This is a genomic window from Mycobacterium alsense (assembly GCF_002086635.1).
Classification (GTDB): Bacteria; Actinomycetota; Actinomycetes; order Mycobacteriales; family Mycobacteriaceae; genus Mycobacterium; species Mycobacterium alsense.
Map to the genome: position 1 here is coordinate 1 of NZ_MVHD01000038.1, position 13,936 is coordinate 13,936.

A 13,936-nucleotide genomic window follows, 5' to 3' on the forward strand; every position below is an offset into this window, starting at 1 on the left:
CCGGTTGCGGCCCCCCCACCGCCGCCCGCGCCGGCGGGGCCGCGGGGGCGGCGGGGGCGCCGCCGCCGGATGCGCCCGACGCGTCCGTGCTGGCGCCGATGCGCGCCAGCTCACCGCCGACCGGCACGGTCGCGTCCTCCTCGGCGGTGATGCTCACCAGGACGCCGGCCACCGGTGAGGGGATCTCGGTGTCCACCTTGTCGGTGGACACCTCCACCAGCGGCTCGTCGACCTGAACCGTGTCGCCCACCTGCTTCAGCCAGCGGGTCACGGTGCCCTCGGCGACCGACTCGCCGAGCTCGGGCATCAGCACGGGCTTGGTGTCCCCGGTGTCGCCGCCCGCGGCTGGCTGCGACGGCCGCGGCGGCTGGGCCGGTGCCGCCGGTTGCGGCTCGGGCTCGGGCTGGGCTTCGGCCGCCGGCTGCGGCTGCGGTTCGGGCTGCGGCTCCGGCTGGGCGGGGGCCGCGGGCTGGGCCTGGGGCGCCTCGCCCGCGTCGCCGATGACGGCCAGTTCGCCGCCGACCTCGACGGTGTCGTCCTCCTGGGCGATGATCTTGGTCAGCACGCCCGCCGCCGGTGACGGAATTTCGGTGTCCACCTTGTCGGTCGACACCTCGACCAGCGGCTCGTCGAGTTCGACCGTGTCGCCTTCCTGCTTGAGCCAGCGCGTGACCGTCCCCTCGGTGACGCTCTCACCGAGTGCGGGCATCTGGACGGAGAAGGCCATCTCGTTTGACTCCTCGATCGCTCGTGGGTCGGGTGGGTCGAACATCTCGCTGGGGCGGCGACGTAGCTATCCAAAACTATCCTGTCACTGCGCCTGCATGCGCACACATCCAGGGCGGACCGAGCTGTTGCTACGGTGTGGCCACGCAGTCAGAGCGGGAGGTCCGATGCAGGCGCTACAGCAGGTACCCGAGCGGTTCGTCGACAGCAGCGACGGCGTGCGCATCGCCGTCTACGAGGAGGGCAACCGCGAGGGCCCGACCGTCGTGCTGGTGCACGGGTTCCCCGACTCGCACGTGCTGTGGGACGGCGTCGTCCCGCTGCTGGCCGAGCGGTTTCGCGTCATCCGCTACGACAACCGCGGCGTCGGCATGTCCTCGGTCCCCAAGGCGGTCTCCGCCTACGCCATGCCGCGCTTTGCCGACGACTTCGCCGCCGTGATCGGCGAGCTCAGCCCCGGCACCCCCGTGCATGTCCTGGGCCACGACTGGGGGTCGGTCGGCGTCTGGGAGTACCTGACCCGCCCGGGTGCGGCGGACCGGGTCGCCTCGTTCACGTCGGTGTCGGGCCCAAGCCAGGACCAGCTCGTCGACTACATCTTCGGCGGCCTGCGGCGGCCCTGGCGCCCGCGCCGCTTCCTGCGCTCGCTCACCCAGGCGCTGCGGCTCACCTACATGGCGCTGTTCTCGGTCCCGGTCCTGGCGCCGCTGTTCCTGCGGCTGGCGCTGTCGATCCCCGCGCTGCGCCGCAACGCCGTCGACAACATCCCCGACGAGAAGATCCACCACTCGGACCAACTGCCCGGCGATGCGGCGCGTTCGGTAAAGACCTATCCCGCCAATTACTTTCGCTCGTTCGCGCGCAAGCGGCCGGTTCCCGTCGTCGACGTGCCGGTGCAGCTGATCGTCAACACCGAAGACAAGTACGTCCGCCCGTACGGGTACGACGAGGCCGCCCGCTGGGTCCCGCGGTTGTGGCGCCGCGACATCAAGGCCGGTCACTTTTCGCCGATGTCGCACCCGCGGGTGATGGCGGCCGCGGTGGCCGACTTCGCCGACCTGGCCGAGGGCAAACGGCCGAGCCGCGCGATGCTGCGCGCGCAGGTCGGGCGTCCCCGCGACTACTTCGGCGACACCCTGGTGTCGGTCACCGGGGCGGGCAGCGGCATCGGGCGGGCGGCCGCGTTCGCCTTCGCGCGCGAGGGCGCCGAGCTGGTGGTCAGCGACGTCGACGAGGCCACCGTCAAGGAGACCGCCGCCGAGATCGTCGCGCGCGGCGGCGTCGCGCACGCCTACGTGCTCGACGTGTCCGACGCTGATGCCGTCGAGGCGTATGCCGAGCGGGTCAGCGCCGAGCACGGGGTGCCCGACATCGTCGTCAACAACGCCGGCATCGGCGCGGCGGGGAGCTTCCTGGACACCCCGGCCGAGGAATGGGACCGCGTGCTCGACATCAACCTGGGTGGCGTGGTCAACGGCTGCCGGTCCTTCGGCCGGCGGCTGGTCGAGCGCGGTACCGGCGGCTACATCGTCAACGTGGCCTCGATGGCCGCCTACGCCCCGCTGCAGTCGCTGAGCGCGTACTGCACGTCGAAGGCGGCGACCTACATGTTCTCCGACTGCCTGCGCGCCGAGCTCGACGCCGCCGGGATCGGGCTGACCACCATCTGTCCCGGCGTCATCAACACCAACATCATCAGCACCGCCCGCTTCCATGCGGCCGGGGGCAAAGACGACACCATCGACGACCGCCGCGGCCAGATCGGTCGGATGTTCGCGCTGCGCCACTACGGGCCGGACAAGGTCGCCGACGCGATCCTGTCGTCGGTCAAAAAGCACAAGCCGATCCGCCCCGTCGCGCCGGAGGCCTATGCGTTGTACGGCCTTTCGCGCCTGGCGCCACAGGCGCTGCGCAGCACCGCCCGGGTGCGGGTCATCTAGCCATCGATCCTGCGCTCGGATCGCGGATTGGCGGGCGATACGACGTGCCGGCCGCAGTCTCGGCGGACTAGCGGGTGCCCGCCACCGGCCCGTCCGCGCCGACGCCCCGGCGACGCCCCACCAGCAGCGCGCCGCCGACCGCGACGATCCCGATGACCGCCAACGGGATCGTCCAGCTGCGCCTGCCGTTGACCGACGACTGGCATTGCGCCACGTAGTCGTTGTGCGGGAGCACCTGGTTCAGGATCGGGATGTTGGCGCCGTTCTTGTCGTTGGCGTTGCGCGCGCTGGAGTAGTCCGCGGCGATGCCGTTGCCGCACGAGACCGAATTGCCGTTGCCGTCCGACACCGACACCGGGACCAGCAGCCCGATGATGCCGGCCAGCAGGAGCGCGGCGCCCGCCGCCACGATCAACCGTCGCATTGTCACAATTGGCCTCCTGTCAAATGCGGGTCGTACCGCCTCCAGTAGCCAAAGGCCGCGTCGGTTAAACCCGGGGCCCGGGGCGGCGGCGCATGGTTTCGCGGCTCCCGGGTATCCGTGGGACCACAGCCGCTGCGAAAGGAACTTTGACAATGACGCGTGAGATGGCCGCGACCCGCGAAGTGCGGGCGACCCGTCAGCAGATTTGGGACACGATGGCCGACGGGTGGACGTATTCGCAATGGGTGGTGGGCAACAGCCGCACCCGCGCGGTGGACCCGCGCTGGCCGGAGCCCGGCTCGGCGATCAAGCACTCGATCGGGGTGTGGCCGCTCGTCATCAGCGACGAGACGGTGGTCGAAAGTTGCACGCCCGGTGAGGAACTCGTGTTGCACGCGGGCCTGGGTCCGCTGGGCGGCGCCCGGATCACGATGCTGCTCAGCGACATTCCGGGCGGCGGCTGCCGGATCGAGATGATCGAGGTACCGGCCTCCGGGCCGATGAAATTCATCCCCGACCGGCTGGCCCTCGCCGCGGTCTACCCGCGCAACCGCGAGTGCCTGCTGCGGCTGACCGCGCTTGCCGAACGGCTCGACCCGAGCCAGGTCAAGTAGGGGATGGCCGGCGAGACGACCGACGCCGTCGTAATCGGGGCCGGACACCACGGGCTGGTCGCCGCGGCGATGCTGGCCGACGCGGGCTGGGACGTGCTCGTGCTCGAGGCGCAGCCCGAGCCCGGCGGGGCCGTGCGCAGCGCCGAACTGACCCCGGGCTACATCACCGACCTGTTCAGCTCCTTCTACCCGATGACGCTCGCGTCCCCGGCGATCGCGGCGCTGCGGCTCGAAGATCACGGGCTGCGGTGGTCGCACGCGCCCACGGTGGTGGGCCATCCGCGCGCCGCAACCGACGACGACCCGCCCGTGATCTACCGCGACCTCGCCCGCACCGCAGCGGATTTGGCGCGGCGCGAGCCGTCCGACGGCGACAACTGGTGGCGCGCCGTGGAATTGTGGCAGAAAATCAAAACGCCGCTGATGGACGCGATGCTGGCGCCGTTTCCGCCGGTGCGCCCGCTGATCCGGCTGCTGCTGAAGCTCGGCACGTCCGACGCGGTGCGGCTCGCGCGGTTGATGGTTCAGCCCGCCAACACCATGGTGGACCAGTTGTTCGACGGGGAGGCGCCGCGAGTCCTCTTGCTGGGCAACGCGATGCACGCCGACGTGCCCCCGGACGCGCCGATCAGCGGCGCCATGGGGTTCTTGATGACGATGCTGGCCCAGGACGGCGGCTGGCCGGTGCCCGTCGGCGGCTCGGGCCAACTGACGGCGGCCCTGGTGTCGCGCGCCCGCTCGGCGGGCGCGCGAATCGACTGCGACGAGAACGTTTCTCGCATCCTGGTGCGCGGCGGCCGGGCGGTCGGGGTGACCACCGCCGGCGGGCGGACGGTTCGGGCGCGCCGCGCGGTCGTCGCCGACGTGACGGCGCCGCGGCTGTTTTGCGACATGCTGCCCGCCGACGCGGTGCCGGCCGGGCTGCGGCGGGAGCTCGAGCACTTCGTCTGGGATCCGCCGGTGGTGAAGGTCAACTACGCGCTCGGCTCACCCATCCCGTGGCGGGCGAAAAGCCTGCGAAATTCCGGCACCGTCCACCTGGGGGCCGACGGCCACGGGCTGGTCCGCTGGATGGCCGACCTGAACACCCGGGTGGTGCCCGACCGCCCGTTCCTGCTTTTGGGCCAGACCACCACCGCCGACCCGAGCCGGTCGCCGCCGGGCACCGAAAGCGTCTGGGCCTACACGCATTTGCCGCGCAACGTCGCCGACGACACCGCCGCCGAGCGGCTCGCCGCGTCGGTGGATCGGGTCATCGAGGAGCACGCCCCGGGCTTCGGCTCGGCGGTGATCGAGCGGTTCGTGCAACGCCCGTCGGACCTGGAGGCCAGCGACGCGAACCTGCACCTGGGCGCGCTCAACGGCGGCTCCGCGCAGCTGCCCCAGATGCTGATCTTTCGCCCGGCGCCGGGGATGGGCCGGGCCGAAACCCCCATCGAGGGCCTGTATCTGGGCAGCGCGTCGGCGACGCCGGGCGGATCCGTGCACGGGGCCTGCGGCCGCAACGCGGCCAACGCCGCGCTGGCCGCCGCCGGCGTGCTCGGCTGGCCGCGCCGCAAGCTGGGCGGCGCGGTGCTCGCGCGCCTGACGAGGTAGCCGCGCGGTCAGCCGTTCACTAACCCTTTTCGCAGATGTCCTCCAGCATCGCGAACAGCGTGCGGGTCGGCACCCCGGTCGCGCCCTTGGGGGTGTAGCCCCACGGGCTGCCGGTGTTGTAGGCGGGGCCGGCGACGTCGATGTGGGCCCAGCTGACGCCGTCGGCGACGAACTCGCGCAGGAACACCCCGGCGACCAGCATGCCGGCGAAGCGCTGCCCGCTGATGTTCGACAGGTCGGCGACCGTGGACTTCAAATCGTCCTTGAGCTCGTCGGGCAGCGGCATCGGCCAGCCGTTCTCGCCCACCCGCTGCGACACGGCCGCGACCCGGTCGCGGAACTCGTCGCTGCCCATCACCCCCGGGATCCGGGCGCCCAGGGCCACGGTCTGCGCCCCGGTCAGCGTGGAGGTCTCCATCAGGTAGTCCGGCTCGTCCTCGCACGCCCGCACGATGGCGTCGGCCAGGATGAGGCGGCCCTCGGCGTCGGTGTTCTGCACCTCGACCGTGGTCCCGCCGTACTGGGTCAGCACGTCGCCGGGGCGCTGCGCCGTCGCCGAGGGCATGTTCTCGGCCATCGGGACCGTCGCGATGACGTCGATGGGCAGCCGCCGCTGGGCGGCCAGCGCGGCGGTCGCGATGACGGCGGCCGCGCCGCCCATGTCGGAGGTCATGTGGTGCATCGACGCCGCCGGCTTGATCGAGATCCCGCCGGTGTCGAACGTGATGCCCTTGCCCACCAGCGCCACCCGCTTGGCCTGCTTGGGCTTCTTGGCGAGCTTCGAGCCGCGATGGATCAGCCGCACCAGCCGCGGCGGGCGCGACGACCCCTGGCCGACGCCGATCACCCCGCCGTAGCCGGCCTTGTGCAGCGCCTTGTCGTCGAGCACCTCCACCTCGAGACCGACGGACTCTCCCAAAGCCTTTGCGCGCTTGGCGAATTCGCCGGGAAACAGGTGGCTCGGCGGGGTGTTGACGAAGTCTCGGGCGGTGGCGACGGCGGTCGCGACCGCCGCACCGTGCGCGGCTTGGTCCTTGGCATCCTTCGCGCCGGACAGCACGGTAATGGAGCGCAGCCCCTTGTCTTTCGGCGCGGTCTTGTCGCTGCGGAACTCGGTGAAGCGGTAGCTGCCCAGGATCAACCCCTCCACGACCGCCGAGCAGACGTCGTCGCCCGGCAGCCCGGCCAGCGTGGTGATCACGGCCTCGGCGCTGCCGAGCGAGCGCGCCGCCGCCCCGGCGGCGCGGCGGATGGTCTCGGCCGGCCACTCCGGGCGCGGCTTGCCCAGCCCGATCGTCAGCACGCTGGCCACCGGCAGCGACGACACCACCAGCCGGTGCACCTGTTCGCCGGCGCCGGTGGCCTGAAGCGCCCGCAGGCCGGCATCGATCTCGGCGACCGCGTCGGCCGACAGGAACGGGCCGGCCGCGGAGACGACCGCGCCCGGCTTGTCTTCGTCGCCGGTCGAGACGACCGGCACCAGCAACACCGCGGAACCCACGCCCCGTTTGGGCAGCGAGACGGCGACCTGAACGGACGGGACGGCGGGGGCCTGGTAGCCCGGTTCGGTGCTCACGGCAAACCACCCTAGTCAGTGGACCGCGACCTTACCCGGCGGCGCCCCCTCGGCGCAGGTCGAAGGCGGTCACCGGCTCGTCAAAACCCTTGAGCGCCAACGGTCCTTGCGCGACCGCGGGCCAGTCCGGCAATTCCTCGCGCAGCTCCGCCGCGGCCAGGACCTGGCCCGGCGCCGCGGCCGCCACCAGCCGCGCGGCCAGGTTGACCGGGACGCCGAAGTAGTCGCCGTTGATGGCCAGCGCCGTGCCATAGGCCAGGCCGGCACGCACCTGCAGGCCCTCCTCGCGCGCCCGCGGATGGTCGACGAGATCGATCGCGGCCCGCGCCAGCCCCTCGGGCGACGAGCACACCCACATCACGGCGTCGCCGATGAACTTGACCACCCGGCCGCCGTCGGCGTGCACCACGTCGGCGACGGTGGCGCCGAATTCGGTGAGCAGCTCCGACAGCTGCGCGGGGCTCAGCGCCTGGGTCAGCGCGGTGAAGCTGGACAGGTCCGCGAAACCGATGCCGCACTCGACGCTGGACGACGTGTCGCGCAGCACCCCCTCGAAGTGGGTGCGGGCGCTGGTCAGGTGATGCCGGTGCACGACGTCCATCAGGACCCCGAGGCGGGGCACGAACTCGGCGACCGACCGGTAGGCCTGCGCCGTGGCGAGCTCGTCGTGGGTGTAGTTCATCTGGATGTGCGGCGTCCCGGCGCGGACCATCGACGTCTCGGCCTCGGCCAGCCGGGCCATCGCGGCGCCGAGCACCCGCAGCAGGCCGAAGGCGCCGTCCTCGCCGGCCACCGCCCTGAACGCGACCCAGGTCGCCAGGGCGTCGACGTCGGCCTGGCTCAGCGCGGGCACGTCGGGCCCGGCGACGGTCAGGCCGAGCAAAGCCCACGCGTGCGCCACGTCCTCGGGCGACAGCCCGAGTTGCTCGGCGGCGGATTGCATCGTGTGGATCGGACGTCCCGACCAGGCCAGGACGTCGCCGGCCAGCCCGAACAGCCGCCCGCGGCGCTCGGCCTCCGCCATGTCGTCGACGCTGAAGCCGAGCCCGTCGAGGTACTTGATCAGGTCGGCCCGCTCGCGGGCGTTCGCGATACCCGCGGCCTCGAGCTCTCCGAAATCCAAGGAGTCGGCCACCTACCAAAGTGTGCCAGCCGGCGCGCCGATTAGGGTAAGGCGTCGTGACCGAGCTGCAGCACGGACCGCTGGACGATCGCCATCGCGAATTGGGCGCGAACTTCGCCGAGTTCGGCGGCTGGTCGATGCCGGTGTCCTACGCCGGCACGGTCAGCGAACACAACGCCACCCGAAACGCGGTCGGCCTGTTCGACGTCAGCCACCTGGGCAAGGCGCTGGTGCGCGGGCCGGGCGCGGCCCGATTCGTCAACGCCGCGCTGACCAACGACCTGGCCCGCATCGGGCCGGGCCAGGCGCAATACACGTTGTGCTGCACCGAATCCGGCGGCGTCATCGATGATTTGATCGCCTACTACGTCGCCGACGACGAGATCTTCCTGGTGCCCAACGCCGCCAACACCGTGGCGGTGGTCGACGCGCTGCGCGCGGCCGCCGGCGCCGGTTCGGGGGCCGGCCTGACCATCACCAACGAGCATCGCTCGTATGCGGTGCTGGCCGTGCAGGGCCCGCGGTCGGCGGAGGTGCTCGGCGCGCTGGGGCTGCCGCACGACATGGACTACATGGGTTACGCCGACGCGACCTACGCGGGCGTGCCGGTGCGCGTGTGCCGCACCGGCTACACCGGGGAGCACGGCTACGAGCTGCTGCCGCCGTGGGACGACGCGGGCGTGGTGTTCGACGCGCTGATCGACGCGGTGGGCGCGGCCGGGGGAGAGCCCGCCGGGCTGGGAGCGCGCGACACGCTGCGCACCGAGATGGGCTATCCGCTGCACGGGCACGAGCTTTCGCTCGACATCTCACCGCTGCAGGCCCGGTGCGGCTGGGCGGTCGGCTGGAAGAAGGACGCGTTCTTCGGCCGCGACGCGCTGCTGGCCGAGAAGGCGGCCGGGCCGCGCCGGCTGCTGCGCGGGCTGCGGATGGTCGGCCGCGGGGTGTTGCGTCCCGGGCTGACCGTGCTGGCCGGCGACAGACCGGTCGGTGTCACCACCTCCGGGACGTTCTCGCCGACGCTGCAGGCCGGCATCGGGCTGGCGCTGATCGACACCGACGCCGGAATCGAGGACGGCCAGCGCATCACCGTCGACGTCCGCGGCCGCCCCGCCGAGTGCGAGGTGGTCCGCCCGCCGTTCGTCGCCGCGAAAACCCGCTAGTCGCCCGGGGTTGGCGTGGCAAAAATCCAGTGGCGCACGGATATAGAATCGGCGGCATGACCAGCGGCTCGCTCGAGTTCACCGTTGCGCGCACGTCCAATCCCGCGACCGACGCACAGCGCGAATCAGTCCTGGCCGAGCCGGGTTTCGGCAAATACTTCACCGACCACATGGTGTCGATCGACTACACCGACGGCAAGGGTTGGCACGACGCGCGTGTCGTGCCCTACGGCCCGATCGAGCTGGACCCGTCGGCGCTGGTGCTGCACTACGCGCAGGAGGTATTCGAGGGCCTCAAGGCCTACCGCTGGGCGGACGGGTCGATCGTGTCGTTTCGCGCGGAGGCCAATGCGGCCCGGATGCGATCGTCGGCGCGCCGGCTGGCGATTCCCGAACTGCCCGAAGGCCTGTTCGTCGAATCCCTTCGCCAGCTCATCGCCGTCGACAAGGCCTGGGTGCCGCCGGCCGGCGGCGAGGAGGCGCTGTATCTGCGTCCGTTCATTTTCGCCACCGAGTCCGGTCTGGGGGTGCGGCCGGCCAAGCAGTACCGCTACCTGGTGATCGCCTCCCCGGCCGGCGCCTACTTCAAGGGCGGCATCAGCCCCGTCACCGTCTGGGTGTCGACGGAATACGTGCGGGCCAGCCCGGGCGGCACCGGCGCCGCCAAGTTCGGCGGGAACTACGCCGCCTCGCTGCTCGCCCAGGCCGAGGCGGCCGAAAACGATTGCGAGCAGGTGGTCTGGCTGGACGCCGTCGAACGCCGCTACGTCGAGGAGATGGGCGGCATGAACATCTTCTTCGTGCTCGGCAGCGGTGGATCGGCGCGCCTGGTCACCCCCGAGCTGTCCGGCTCGCTGCTGCCCGGCATCACGCGAGATTCGTTGCTGCAGTTGGCAATCGACGCCGGATTCGCCGTCGAGGAACGCAAGGTCGATATCGACGAGTGGCAGAAGAAGGCCGCCGCCGGCGAGATCACCGAGGTGTTCGCGTGCGGCACGGCGGCGGTCATCACCCCGATCGCGCGGGTGAAGTACGGAGAGTCCGAATTCACCATCGCCGACGGGCAACCGGGCGAGGTCACGATGGCGCTGCGCGACACGCTCACCGGGATCCAGCGGGGCACGTTCGCCGACACCCACGGCTGGATGTCCCGGCTGGGCTGACAGCGAATTGCCCCGCCGATTGGACGCCCAGCGCCCGGCCGCCCCGCGCTGGGCGCCGTCGGCGATCCTGGTGGCGGCCACCGCGGCCTGGGCGACGGCGTTTGGTCTGGTCCAGCTGGTCCGGATGCGCAGCGGCCAGCCCGGCTACATCGACGCGCTGGTCTACCGCGCCGGGGGCCACGCGCTGCTCGCCGGCCACCCGCTCTACGCCCCGGACTTCGCGGCGGTCAACCACTCGCCGGGCGGGCTGCCCTTCACCTATCCGCCGTTCGCCGCGCTGCTGTTCGTCCCGCTGGCGATCGTGCCCGCGGGCGCGGCGATCGCCGCGCTCGTGGTCCTCAACGCCGCCGCCTGCGCGGGCCTGTTCGGCATCCTGCTCGCCGCCGCGCACGACCGGTGGGACCGCCTGCGGGGCCGGCGCTGGTTGACGGCGCCGACGTCGGCCAGGGCCGCGACCGTCGCGCTGGCCGCGGCGATGGTCTTCGCGCTCAGCACCCCGGTCCAGGGCAACTTCACCTACGGACAGCTCGACCTGATCCTGGCCGCCGCGGTGGCGGTCGACGTGCTGGCGCCTTCGACGCCGTGGCCACGCGGGCTGCTGGTCGGCCTCGCCGCGGCGGTCAAGCTGACCCCCGCGGTGTTCATCGGCTATTTCCTGGTGACCCGGCAGTGGCGGGCGCTGGCCGTGTCGCTGGGCGCCGCGGCGTTCGCGGTGCTGGCCGGTTGGCTGGTGGCGCCCTCGGACACCGTGCGCTACTTCACCGAGACCGCCTTCGACCCCGCGCGCATCGGCCAGCTGCGGTTCGCGTCCAACCAGTCGCTGCGCGGGGTCATCGAGCGCATCCCCGCCCTCGACCCGGTGCGGGGCCCCGTCGCGGCGGGCGCGACGCTCGCGGTGCTGGCCCTGGCCGTCGTCGCGATCGCGGTCAACCGGCGCTCCGGGGACACGGTCGCGGCGCTGCTGTCCGCCGCGTTCATCGGCCTGCTCTGTTCGCCGGTGTCGTGGGGTCATCACTGGCTGTGGCTGTCGGCGGCGGCCGTATACGCGCTGACGCGCTGGGCGGCGGCCGGCGGCGCGGCGAACCTGGTCGCCGGGGTCGCCACGGCCGCGGTGGTGCTGGTCCCGCCCTGGCTCTTCCTGCCGCACGACAACGGCCGGGAGCGGCTGTGGAGCGGGTTCGAACACCTGATGGGCGGCGCGTGGGCGCTCACCGCTCTGGCGCTGCTCGCGTGGTTCGCGACGCCGCGCAACCTCGTCAGCCCACCCGCGCCAGACCCGCCAGCGCCACCGCGCTCACCGTCGTGGTCAGTTCGATCGCGGCGCCCAGCACGTCGCCGGTGATGCCGCCGAACCGGCGCACGCAATGCCCCACCAGGGCCGCGCCGCCGGCCACCGCCGCCAGCACCGCCGCCGGCCCCTGCCACGGCCGCGGCCCGGCCGCCAGCGCAACCGCCAGCAGCGCCACCAGCCACGCGGCCACGACCGGCGCGGGCTGGCTGCCGGCCACCCGGGCGCCCAGCGCGCTGCCCTCGGCCGCGGGCACCGAGCGGCGACAGGCCAGCACCGCGGCGACCCGCCCGGCAAAGACCGCCAGGAGGACGTCGGCCGGTGTCAGCGCGGAGAAGGCCAGCCCCTGCAGCAGGATCACCAGCACCACCGCCGCCACCCCGAACGGGCCGGTCGATCCGTCGCGCATCACCGCCAGCGCGCGCCGCGGCGGGCCGTAACAGCCCAGCCCGTCGGCGGTGTCGGCGACGCCGTCGATGTGCAGCCCCCGGGTCGCCAGCAGCAGCGCCGCCACGGCGAGCAGGCCGGGCAGCGGGCTGGACACACCGAAAACCCAAGCGCCACACCAGGTCACGCCCGCGGCCAGCGCGCCCAGCGCGGCACCGACCACGGGCAGCGCGGTCATCGCGCCCCGGCCCATCGGCGCGCGCAGTGACCCCGGTACGGGCAGCACCGTGCCGAACGCGAAAGCCGTTGCCACAGAGCGCATCACGGAGGCGGGGTGGGGGAGGGCCCGGCTACCCCGGCCTCGGAAAAGGTCGCCATCGACGACAGGGCGGCCACCGCGGCGCGCAGCACCGGCAGCGCGACCGCGGCCCCGGTTCCCTCGCCGAGCCGCATGCGCAGGTCCAGGATCGGGTCCAGCTCGAGGGCGGCGAGGGCCAACTGATGGCCCGGCTCGGGGGACCGGTGACCGGCCCGCCACCAGTGCCGGGCGCCGGGCGCCAGCCGTTCGGCGACCAACGCGGCGGCGGTCACCGCCATGCCGTCGAGCAGCAGCGGGGTGCGCCGCACCGCGGCCTGCGCGCAAAAGCCGGCCATCGCCGCCAGATCCGCCCCGCCGCCGCAGCGCAGCAGCCCGACCGGGTCGGGCAACACCGCCCGCGCCCGGAACAGGGCGTCGCGCACCGCCGCGGTCTTGCGCGCCCAGCCCGCGTCGTCGATCCCCGTCCCCCAGCCGACCACCGCGACCGGCTCGTTGTTCGTCAGCGCCGCCACCAAAACCGCCGCGGCCGTGGTGTTTCCGATCCCCATGTCGCCCGCGATGAGCAAGTCGGCTCCGGCGTCGACCTCCTCGTCGGCGATGGCCCGCCCCGCGGTGAGCGCGGCCGCCGTCTCGTCGTCGGACAGCGCGTCGCCCACCGTGATGTCGTCGCTGCCGCGCCGCACCTTGTGCGCGCCGATGCGCTCCGAGGCCGCCTCGGCGTCGACGGCCAGGTCGGCGAGTCGCACCGTCGCGCCGGCCACGTTCGCCAGCACGTTGATCGCCGCGCCGCCGGCGTCGATGTTCGCGACCATCTGGGCGGTGACCTCCGGCGGGTAGGCCGACACCCGCGCCCGCGCGACGCCGTGGTCGCCCGCGAAGACCACCACCCGGGCGCGCTCGAATTGCCTTGGCGGGCAACGCCCCTGGCACGACGCGACCCACGCCGACAGGTCCTCGAGGCGGCCCAGCGCGCCGCGCGGCTTGGTCAGCGTGTCCTGGCGGGCGCGGGCGGCGGCGGCGGCGCCCGCGTCGGGCGGCGGCACTGGCGCGAATTCCATCACGCCCCCGGCGGTTTGATCTGCACGGCCTGCCCGGCCACCACCAGCACCACGCGATCGCACGCCGCCGCGACCCGCTGGTTAAGGCAGCCCAGTTCGTCGGCGAAGCGGCGCCCCGACGCGGTGGCCGGCACCACGGTCAGCCCGACCTCCGGGCTGACCAGCATCAGCGTGGAACCGAATTCGCCGATGGCGGCGACCATCTCGGCGACGGGCGCCGCCCCCGACCCGCCGGCCCAGCCGTTGTTGCGGTCCAGCGCGCCGGTGAGCCAGCCGCCGAGGTCGTCGACGAGCGTGGGGGTGCCCGGCGACCGCCGCAACTGCGCCGCGACGTCGTCGGTTTCGACCGTCGACCAATGCGCGGGCCGGCGCTCGCGGTGGCCCGCGATCCGGGCCGCCCACGCCGGGTCGTTCCCGCCCGGCGGCGCGGGGGCGAGATAGCGCACCGGCTGGCCGGGCGGCAGCGACGTGGCGATGGCCTCCTCGGCCCAACGGGACTTGCCCGACCTGATCCCGCCGAGCACCAGGGTGCGCACCGGGATCAGAGGGCTCTCAGGCG

13 protein-coding genes are annotated in these 13,936 nt (G+C 72.9%); 6 read left to right on the top strand and 7 right to left on the bottom strand.

The window, feature by feature from the left end:
• The coding region (locus BST11_RS18925; RefSeq protein ID WP_342351739.1) for a biotin/lipoyl-containing protein at positions 1-727 on the bottom strand (727 nt) is incomplete at its 3' end.
• A 166-nt stretch (positions 728-893) separates the two neighbouring features.
• Here BST11_RS18925 and BST11_RS18930 point away from each other — a divergent pair.
• Entirely contained in the window at positions 894-2,666 is a 1,773-nt protein-coding gene (locus BST11_RS18930; protein WP_083139425.1) for an SDR family oxidoreductase, read from the top strand.
• Between the two features lie 67 nt (positions 2,667-2,733).
• Here BST11_RS18930 and BST11_RS18935 read toward each other — a convergent pair whose 3' ends face one another.
• Positions 2,734-3,096 (bottom strand): aminopeptidase, encoded by a 363-nt coding sequence (locus tag BST11_RS18935; protein ID WP_083139426.1) that lies wholly within the window; start codon positions 3,094-3,096, stop codon positions 2,734-2,736.
• A gap of 146 nt (positions 3,097-3,242) precedes the next feature.
• Here BST11_RS18935 and BST11_RS18940 point away from each other — a divergent pair, with 146 nt between their 5' ends.
• On the top strand, positions 3,243-3,704 hold the full coding sequence (locus BST11_RS18940; RefSeq protein WP_083139427.1) for an SRPBCC family protein: 462 nt from the start codon (positions 3,243-3,245) through the stop codon (positions 3,702-3,704).
• A 3-nt stretch (positions 3,705-3,707) separates the two neighbouring features.
• Entirely contained in the window at positions 3,708-5,300 is a 1,593-nt protein-coding gene (locus BST11_RS18945) for a phytoene desaturase family protein (protein ID WP_083139428.1), read from the top strand.
• A gap of 19 nt (positions 5,301-5,319) precedes the next feature.
• On the opposite strand, the gene BST11_RS18950 is transcribed toward BST11_RS18945, so the two are convergent.
• Both BST11_RS18950 and BST11_RS18955 read right to left on the bottom strand, forming a co-directional pair.
• Entirely contained in the window at positions 5,320-6,876 is a 1,557-nt protein-coding gene (locus BST11_RS18950) for a leucyl aminopeptidase (protein WP_083139429.1), read from the bottom strand.
• 31 nt (positions 6,877-6,907) lie between these two features.
• Positions 6,908-8,011, bottom strand: a complete 1,104-nt coding sequence (locus BST11_RS18955) for an adenylate/guanylate cyclase domain-containing protein (protein WP_083139430.1) — start codon at positions 8,009-8,011, stop codon at positions 6,908-6,910.
• A gap of 44 nt (positions 8,012-8,055) precedes the next feature.
• On the opposite strand from BST11_RS18955, the gene gcvT reads away from it, so the two are divergent.
• Genes gcvT through BST11_RS18970 form a run of 3 tightly spaced genes read left to right on the top strand, consistent with a single transcriptional unit; the run spans position 8,056 to position 11,667 of the window.
• Positions 8,056-9,162: a glycine cleavage system aminomethyltransferase GcvT gene (gene gcvT, locus BST11_RS18960; RefSeq protein WP_083139431.1), complete on the top strand. Its 1,107-nt coding sequence runs from the start codon at positions 8,056-8,058 to the stop codon at positions 9,160-9,162.
• Positions 9,163-9,218: 56 nt separating this feature from the next.
• Positions 9,219-10,325: a branched-chain amino acid aminotransferase gene (locus BST11_RS18965; protein ID WP_083139432.1), complete on the top strand. Its 1,107-nt coding sequence runs from the start codon at positions 9,219-9,221 to the stop codon at positions 10,323-10,325.
• A 7-nt stretch (positions 10,326-10,332) separates the two neighbouring features.
• Positions 10,333-11,667, top strand: coding sequence for a glycosyltransferase 87 family protein (locus BST11_RS18970; protein WP_142276433.1), 1,335 nt, complete (start codon positions 10,333-10,335; stop codon positions 11,665-11,667).
• Here the strand turns inward: BST11_RS18970 and BST11_RS18975 are convergent.
• The 3 genes from BST11_RS18975 to BST11_RS18985 are packed head-to-tail and all read right to left on the bottom strand — an operon-like array spanning position 11,582 to position 13,913.
• Positions 11,582-12,325 (bottom strand): adenosylcobinamide-GDP ribazoletransferase, encoded by a 744-nt coding sequence (locus tag BST11_RS18975; protein WP_083139434.1) that lies wholly within the window; start codon positions 12,323-12,325, stop codon positions 11,582-11,584. The two genes, BST11_RS18970 and BST11_RS18975, sit on opposite strands and share 86 nt — an antisense overlap.
• The gene (gene cobT / locus BST11_RS18980) at positions 12,322-13,380 is read right to left on the bottom strand and encodes a nicotinate-nucleotide--dimethylbenzimidazole phosphoribosyltransferase (RefSeq protein ID WP_169834931.1); all 1,059 of its coding nucleotides are present in this window, start codon (positions 13,378-13,380) and stop codon (positions 12,322-12,324) included. Before cobT ends, BST11_RS18975 begins: the two co-directional genes overlap by 4 nt.
• Entirely contained in the window at positions 13,377-13,913 is a 537-nt protein-coding gene (locus BST11_RS18985; RefSeq protein ID WP_083139436.1) for a bifunctional adenosylcobinamide kinase/adenosylcobinamide-phosphate guanylyltransferase, read from the bottom strand. Before BST11_RS18985 ends, cobT begins: the two co-directional genes overlap by 4 nt.
• Positions 13,914-13,936: the final 23 nt, after the last annotated feature.

What these genes read in the sequence shown, in the direction of transcription:
- BST11_RS18930 (WP_083139425.1), top strand. Translation starts at nt 894, where the DNA reads ATGCAGGCGCTACAGCAGGTACCCGAGCGGTTCGTCGACAGCAGCGAC.
- BST11_RS18940 (WP_083139427.1), top strand. Translation starts at nt 3,243, where the DNA reads ATGACGCGTGAGATGGCCGCGACCCGCGAAGTGCGGGCGACCCGTCAG.
- BST11_RS18945 (WP_083139428.1), top strand. Translation starts at nt 3,708, where the DNA reads ATGGCCGGCGAGACGACCGACGCCGTCGTAATCGGGGCCGGACACCAC.
- BST11_RS18965 (WP_083139432.1), top strand. Translation starts at nt 9,219, where the DNA reads ATGACCAGCGGCTCGCTCGAGTTCACCGTTGCGCGCACGTCCAATCCC.